Below are 7,039 nucleotides of genomic sequence, written 5' to 3' on the forward strand. Positions count from 1 at the left end.
GGCGGCCGCCGGGTGGAGCCGCACCTGATCGAACTGGTGCAGGACCGCGAAGGCAAGGTGATCTTCCGCGCCGACAAGCGCGACTGCGTGCGCTGCAACGCCGGCTTCAACGGCGACGAGAGCCCGCGCATCCCGGCCCTGGGCGAACAGGTCATGGATCCGATCACCGCCTACCAGGTCACCTCGATGCTGCAGGGCGTGGTCCAGCGGGGCACCGCCGCCCAGGCCAGCTCGCTGGGCTATCCGCTGGCCGGCAAGACCGGCACCACCAACGAGTACCGCAGCGCCTGGTTCATGGGCTATTCGCCCAACCTGGTGGTCGGGGTGTTCATCGGCTTCGACGACAACCGCTCGTTGGGCGAAGGCGAGACCGGCGCCACGGGGCCGGTGCCGATCTTCATGGACTTCATGCGCGAGGCCCTGAAGGGCCAGCCGAAGACCGAGTTCAAGGCTCCGAAGAACGCCAAGTTCGTGATGGTCCGCGGCGTCCGCGAGGCTTTCCGTCCCGGCACTGAGCCCAAGGTCGTGGTTCCGACCATTCCCACGGGTCCCCAGCCCTACGGCGACGCCTGGCCCGGCGGGCAGATCGGCCCGGCGCCGGGCGCGCCCAAGCCGCCGACCACGGCTCCCGACATCAGCGGGCTCTACTAAATCCAGTCGGTGATTGCGCCGACTCCGGGCGCGGGCTATGTCCCGCGCCCTTCAACACTGTCACGGAGCTACGTGATGAGACCGGATGTCGAGGCCTCAGCGGCTGACATCGAGCAGTCCGTAGGACTGCTCAGGAGGCGTCTTTGACTGGGATGTCGCCCTACGCAAACTGGATGAACTGAACGCCCGGGTCGAAGACCCGACCCTCTGGGACCGGCCTTCCGAGGCCCAGGCGGTGTCGCGCGAGCGCGCCGCCCTGGCTGCTCGCGTCGAAGCCGTGCAGGTCCTGGAAACCGGGCTGAAGGACGCCCTGGAATATGCCGAGCTGGCCGACATGGAGGGCGACGACGCCCTGCTGGACGACGCTCGCGCCCAGCTCAAGGCGCTGAAGGAGACGGCCGGCCGCGCCGAGCTGGAGGCCCTGCTTTCGGGCGAGGCCGACGGCAACGACAGCTATGTCGAAATCAACTCCGGGGCCGGCGGCACCGAGTCCTGCGACTGGGCGGGCATGCTGCTGCGCATGTACAGCCGCTGGGCCAACGCCCACAAGATGACCGTCGAGCTGGTCGAAGAGACCTCGGGCGACCAGGTCGGCATCAAGTCGGCGACCTTGCTGATCAAGGGGACCAACGCCTATGGCTGGCTGAAGACCGAGGCGGGCGTCCACCGCCTGGTGCGCATCAGCCCCTATGACGCCGCCGCCAAGCGCCACACCAGCTTTGCCTCGGTCTGGGTCTATCCGGTGGTCGACGACGCCATCGAGATCGACATCAACCCGTCCGACGTGCGGACCGACACCTACCGGGCCTCCGGCGCGGGCGGCCAGCACATCAACAAGACCGACTCGGCGGTGCGCCTGACGCACATCCCGACCGGCATCGCGGTGGCCTGCCAGGCGGGCCGTTCGCAGCATCAGAACCGCGAGGAGGCGTGGAAGATGCTGCGGGCCCGGCTCTACGAGGCCGAGCTGCAACGCCGCGAAGCCGCGCAGCAGGCGCTGGAAGACCAGAAGACCGACATCGGCTGGGGTCACCAGATCCGCAGCTACGTTCTGCAGCCCTACCAGATGGTCAAGGACCTGCGGACCAATGTCGAGACGTCCGACACTCAGGGCGTGCTGGACGGCGACCTGGACGAGTTCATGGGCGCGTCCCTGGCCCAGCGGGTCGGGGCGACGCGGGACGCCTAGCCGGGCGTCCCTGAAAAGCAAAACGCCCCGGAGCGATCCGGGGCGTTTTTTGTTTCAGCCGGCGGGCTTGGTTTCCAGGACCGGGGGAGCCGCCAGGGCTTGTTGCGGCGCGGGCGCCGACTGCGGCGGCGCGGCCGGGCGCTGGAACTTCAGGCTGCGGCCCTGGAAGAAGGCCCCGGTTTCCATGGCCAGTTGCTCATGGGTGATGTCGCCGTCGATATAGGCGGTGCCGTACAGGCGCACCTGCTTGGCGGTGAGCGCGCCGACCACGCGGCCGCGCACCTCGACCGCTTCGGCGTAGATCGAGCCTTCGACATGGCCGGTCTCGCCGACCGTCAGGCGACCGACGCGGACGTCGCCGCGCACCACGCCGTCGATCTGCAGCTCCCCGTCGCCGGTGATGCCGCCTTCGATGGTGATGTCGGGGGAAATCAGCGAAGCCACTTTGGGCGGAGCCTTTCGAGCAGCGTCGGAGGAGGGGAGCTGTGACATGGGCAGCGGCTCGATGCGGGCCGGTCCCTTGGACGCCTTAGCTTGCTTGCTGAACATACTCACCAGCCTTCAAGAAACGGTTCGGGTTCTGAGCCCGGCCGTTGACCCATACTTCGTAGTGCAGATGCGGACCGGTCGAGCGACCCGTCGAGCCCATGGCTCCGACGCGCTGACCGATCGCCACGCGCTGGCCGACCTTGACCGAAGCGGCCTGCAGGTGGGCGTAGCGGGTCTTGAAACCGTTGCCGTGGTCGATCTCGACCACGTTGCCGTAGCCCGAGCGCACGCCGGTGAACGAGATGACGCCCGGGGCCGTGGCCATGATCGGCGTGTAGAAGGCGCCGGGGAAGTCGAGGCCCGAATGGAAGGCCGGGCGATGGGTGAAGGGGTCGAACCGCACGCCGTAGCTGCTGCTCAGGGCCGGATTGGTGGTCGGCCGGTAGAAGGGCAGCTTCTGCGAGGCGGCGCTCAACTGCCGCATGTCCGACATGTCGTTGGCGGCGTGCTGGATGCGGCCGGCGAACTCTTCGTCGACGTCGAGGATGGCGGCCAGGGCGCGGGGGTCCTTGGCCTCGATCAGCGGGCCGCCCAGCGAACCGCCGCCGCCACCGCGCGTGAAGCCGCCGGCGTCGAGCCCGGCCATGCGCATCGCGGCGCGAAGGCGTTCGGCCCGGGTGTTGGCGAAGGTCTCGGCGGCGTCGATCAGGCGTTCCTGGTCCATCCGCGTGGCCTGGATGCGTTCGACCGGCGAGGCGCCCGGCAGGCGCGGCTTGGCGGTCTGCAGGGCCTGGGCGGCGCCGGGCACGCCGCGGAAGTCGCTGACCAGCAGGGCGAGGGCGGCGTGGCGCTTCTCGACCGAGGCGGCCAGTTCGTCCAGCGAGCCGCTGCTGGCCGACAGCTGGGCGACAGCGCTGTTCAGGCGCGCCTGGCGGTCGGCGTTGAGGCGCTCGTAATAGGCCTTCTGCTTGATGACCATCTGGTCGGTCGAGCTGACCGACAGGGCGCTGACCATCATCGCGGCGGTGCAGACGCCCATCCACAGGGCGGCGCCGGCGACGACCGTGGCGCACATCAATTGCTTGCCGGTCGAGAACACGTAACCACGCATCTCGCCGCCCGAACGCACGTAGAGATGGCGTTCCGGGAACAATTCTTCCAGGGATTGCCGCAGTCGCTTGAAGCGTGTGATCGCCATCGGCCTAGGAAACCCCCGTTTTCAAGGTCCCGGCGATATGCAACGAGAATGCGGAAACGCGCAAGACACTTCGCGCCGAGTAACGGCGCGTGGCTAGGCTTTCATCATCTGATTCAACCGGTACCGTGTTCTTTGCCCGTCGGCCATCGCCTGAGCGTCTCAGTGTTGCGATAAACGCACGGCTGAGGCGCGAAAACCACACCACCCTGCCGCGCCTATTTCAGCGCCCGCGCCGCGGTCAGCACCGCCTTGATGTGGTTGGGCACCTTCACCTTGCGCCAGGTCTGGCGGACCACGCCTTCGCGGTCGATCAGGAAGGTCGAGCGGTCAATGCCCATGTACTTGCGGCCGTACATGCTCTTCTCGACCCAGGCGCCATAGGCCTCGACGATCTCGCCGGTCGCATCCGCGGCCAATTCCACGGTCAGGTCGTGCTTCTTGCGGAACTTGCCGTGCGAGACGGCGCTGTCCTTGGACACCCCGACGATCACCGCCCCGACCTTGGCGAACTCCTCGACCTCGGCCGAAAACTGCAGGGCCTCCGACGTGCAGCCGGCCGTGTCGTCCTTGGGATAGAAATAGAGCACGACGTTCTTGCCCTTCAGGCTCGAAAGGCTGACGCGGCCGGTGTCGGTGGCCAGGTCGAAGTCGGGGGCCTTGTCGCCGGATTCAAGCATCTGTTTCTCTCTCCACATTCCCTGTCATCCCGGGCCAGCGCGCGGCGCGCCGATCCGGGATGACACCTTATGGTCAGACCGGCTTGACCAGCACGATCTTCTTCTTGCCCGCCGCCAGCTTGACGACGCCGTCGACCAGTTCGGCCGAGGTCACGACGCGGTTGGCGTCGGGCTCGGCCTTGTCGTTGACCTTCAGGCCACCGCCCTGGGCCAGACGGCGAGCCTCGCCGCGCGAGGCGGCCAGGCCGGCGTCGGCGACCAGGTTGGCCAGCACGATCCCGGCGTCGAGGTCGGCGGCCGGAACCTCGAAGGTCGGCAGGTCGGCCGAGACCTGGCCCTGCTCGAAGGCTTTCTCGGCCGCGGCGCGCGCCGACTGGGCCGCCTCGACGCCATGCGCCATCCGCGTCGCCTCGTCGGCCAGCACCTTCTTGGCGTCGTTGATCTGGGCGCCGGGCAGGGCCTCCAGCCGGGTGATCTCGTCCAGCGGCAGGTCGGTGAACAGCTTGAGGAACCGGCCGACGTCGGCGTCCTCGGTGTTGCGCCAGAACTGCCAGTAGTCGTAGGGGCTCAGCTGTTCGGCGTTCAGCCACACCGCGCCCGACATGGTCTTGCCCATCTTGGCGCCCGAGGCGGTGGCCAGCAGCGGGGTGGTCAGGCCGAAGGCGGCCTTCTGGTCCACCCGCCGGGTCAGCTCGACGCCGTTGAGGATGTTGCCCCACTGGTCCGAGCCGCCCATCTGCAGCACGCAGCCGTGGGCGCGGTTCAGCTCCAGGAAGTCGACCGCCTGCATCAGCATGTAGTTGAATTCGAGGAAGGTCATCGGCTGCTCGCGCTCGAGTCGCAGCTTGACCGAGTCGAAGGCCAGCATCCGGTTGACCGTGAAGTGCACGCCGTAGTCGCGCAGGAACTGCACGTAGCCGAACTTGCTGAGCCAGACGTCGTTGTCGACCATGATGGCGTCGGTCGGCCCGTCGCCGAAGGTCAGGAACCTGGCGAACACCTGCTTGATGCCGGCGATATTGGCGGCGATGTCGGCGTCCGACAGCAGCTTGCGGCTCTCGTCCTTGCCGGTCGGGTCGCCGACCTTGGTGGTGCCGCCGCCCATCAGCACGATCGGCTTGTGGCCGGCCTGCTGCAGGCGGCGCAGCATCATGATCTGGATCAGCGAGCCGACGTGCAGGCTGGGCGCGGTGGCGTCGAAGCCGATATAGGCGGTGACGATCCCGCCGGCCGCCGCCGCGTCCAGTTCGTCGGGGTGGGTGATCTGGTGGATGTAGCCGCGCGCCTGCAGGGTCTGGAGGAATTCCGACTTGAAGGGCGTGGCGGCGGACATGGATCGACTCTCTGGCTTCGACTGTATTTCAGGCGTCCGCGCGTCTAGCACGGGCGGGGCGGGATGTGGCGAGGGTTTCATCGGCAGGTCTCCTGGTTGGGGGCCGGAGACGCTCGCTGAAGTCTGACGCGTCGCCGGAGGGGCGGGCGCATCGACGTGATCGGTCGGCCTCCCGCTAGGACAGCGGGCGGTAATAGGCGCGGGCGATGAGGCGCGAGACGATCATGGGGCCTAGCTACCCGCCGCGACCCATGGCAGTCAACCAGACCATGCGTATCCTGGGATTCATGACCGGCACCTCGCTCGACGCGGTCGACATGGCGGTGCTCGAGACCGACGGCGAGGAGGTCCAGGCCTTCGGCCCGGCCGGCGAGCGCAAGCTGCGCGAGGCGACCCGCGACCTGCTGCTGAAGGCCACCGACATCGCCCGGGCATGGCCGCGCGGCGCGCCCGAGCCGGCGATCTTCGCGGAGGCGCGGCGGGCTGTCGCCGACGAGCACCTGCACGCCGCCGAGAGCTTCATCGCCGAGCACGGCCTGGCCTGGGGCGATTTCGACCTGCTGGGCGTGCATGGCCAGACGGTGCTGCACGAGCGGCCGACCGCCGAGCGTGTTGGCCGCACCGTGCAGTTGCTCGACGCCGAACGGCTGGCCAAGGCCTGCGGCCGGCCGGTGGCCTTCGACTTCCGCACCGCCGACGTGGCGGCCGGCGGGGAGGGGGCGCCGCTGGCCCCGGTCTATCACGCGGCCCGGGCCCGGGCCTCGGGCCTCTTGGCCCCGGTGGCGGCGCTGAACCTGGGCGGGGTGGCCAATGTCACCTTCGTGCGGCCGCCCTCCACGGGATTGGGGGGCGATCTGCTGGCCTTCGACACTGGGCCCGCCAACGGCATGATCGACCTGGTGGTCCAGGCGCGCGGGGCCGGGCGGTTCGACGCGGGCGGGGCGCTGGCCAGGGCTGGGACGGTCGACCAGGCCGTGCTCGCCGCCCTGCTGGCGCGGCCCTATTTCGCAACCCGGCCGCCCAAGTCGCTGGACCGTTTCGACTTTCCGATCGAGAGCGTCGATGGCCTGTCGCTGGAGGACGCCGCCGCTACCCTGACGGCCTTCACCGTCGCCAGCGTGGCGCGGGCCTATGACTGGCTGCCTGTCGAGGAGCGACCGAAACAGCTGATCGTCGCCGGCGGCGGGCGGCACAACGGCTACATGATGCAGGGGCTTTCGCAGGCGTTGGCCGGCGTCTCCGAGGTGGTGTCGGCCGACGACCTGGGCTGGCGCGGCGATGCGATCGAGGCCGAGGCCTTCGCGTTCCTGGCGGCGCGCACGGCGCGGGGCCTGCCGATCAGCTTCCCGGGGACGACGGGGGTGGCGAGCCCGATGACGGGCGGACGGATCGTTCGGCCTTAGCAAGGCAGGTCCTCCCCCTTTGGGGGAGGCGGCCGAAGGCCGGTGGGGGGAGGTTTGGGGTCCTTGATCCGGGTGGTCATCGGCCGATCACTCCCCCCT

At 68.9% G+C, this 7,039-nt stretch carries 7 protein-coding genes; 3 read left to right on the forward strand and 4 right to left on the reverse strand.

The genetic code is table 11. The features are described from left to right. Both PMI01_RS25625 and prfB read left to right on the forward strand, forming a co-directional pair. The coding region (locus tag PMI01_RS25625) for a penicillin-binding transpeptidase domain-containing protein (RefSeq protein ID WP_007676657.1) at positions 1 to 651 on the forward strand (651 nt) is incomplete at its 5' end. 75 nt (positions 652 to 726) lie between these two features. Then, positions 727 to 1,840 (forward strand): peptide chain release factor 2 gene (prfB, locus tag PMI01_RS25630; RefSeq protein ID WP_157223875.1). Its coding sequence is split into 2 segments (ribosomal slippage): positions 727 to 795 and positions 797 to 1,840, totalling 1,113 coding nucleotides; the frame shifts between segments, so codons are not numbered across the junction. A 54-nt stretch (positions 1,841 to 1,894) separates the two neighbouring features. Here prfB and PMI01_RS25635 read toward each other — a convergent pair. From PMI01_RS25635 to tyrS, 4 genes are all read right to left on the reverse strand, one after another. After that, positions 1,895 to 2,389 carry a bactofilin family protein gene (locus PMI01_RS25635; protein ID WP_007676664.1) on the reverse strand — a complete coding sequence of 165 codons (495 nt, stop codon included), beginning with the start codon at positions 2,387 to 2,389 and terminating at the stop codon, positions 1,895 to 1,897. Continuing rightward, positions 2,370 to 3,527, reverse strand: a complete 1,158-nt coding sequence (locus PMI01_RS25640) for a peptidoglycan DD-metalloendopeptidase family protein (RefSeq protein WP_007676665.1) — start codon at positions 3,525 to 3,527, stop codon at positions 2,370 to 2,372. Before PMI01_RS25640 ends, PMI01_RS25635 begins: the two co-directional genes overlap by 20 nt. Before the next feature lie 215 nt (positions 3,528 to 3,742). After that, on the reverse strand, positions 3,743 to 4,204 hold the full coding sequence (locus PMI01_RS25645) for a peroxiredoxin (protein ID WP_007676666.1): 462 nt from the start codon (positions 4,202 to 4,204) through the stop codon (positions 3,743 to 3,745). A gap of 73 nt (positions 4,205 to 4,277) precedes the next feature. Beyond that, positions 4,278 to 5,537, reverse strand: a complete 1,260-nt coding sequence (tyrS, locus tag PMI01_RS25650) for a tyrosine--tRNA ligase (RefSeq protein ID WP_007676667.1) — start codon at positions 5,535 to 5,537, stop codon at positions 4,278 to 4,280. A gap of 269 nt (positions 5,538 to 5,806) precedes the next feature. Here tyrS and PMI01_RS25655 point away from each other — a divergent pair, with 269 nt between their 5' ends. After that, the gene (locus PMI01_RS25655) at positions 5,807 to 6,940 is read left to right on the forward strand and encodes an anhydro-N-acetylmuramic acid kinase (protein WP_035038561.1); all 1,134 of its coding nucleotides are present in this window, start codon (positions 5,807 to 5,809) and stop codon (positions 6,938 to 6,940) included. Positions 6,941 to 7,039: the final 99 nt, after the last annotated feature.

It is taken from the genome of Caulobacter sp. AP07, assembly GCF_000281955.1.
Taxonomy (GTDB): domain Bacteria; phylum Pseudomonadota; class Alphaproteobacteria; order Caulobacterales; family Caulobacteraceae; genus Caulobacter.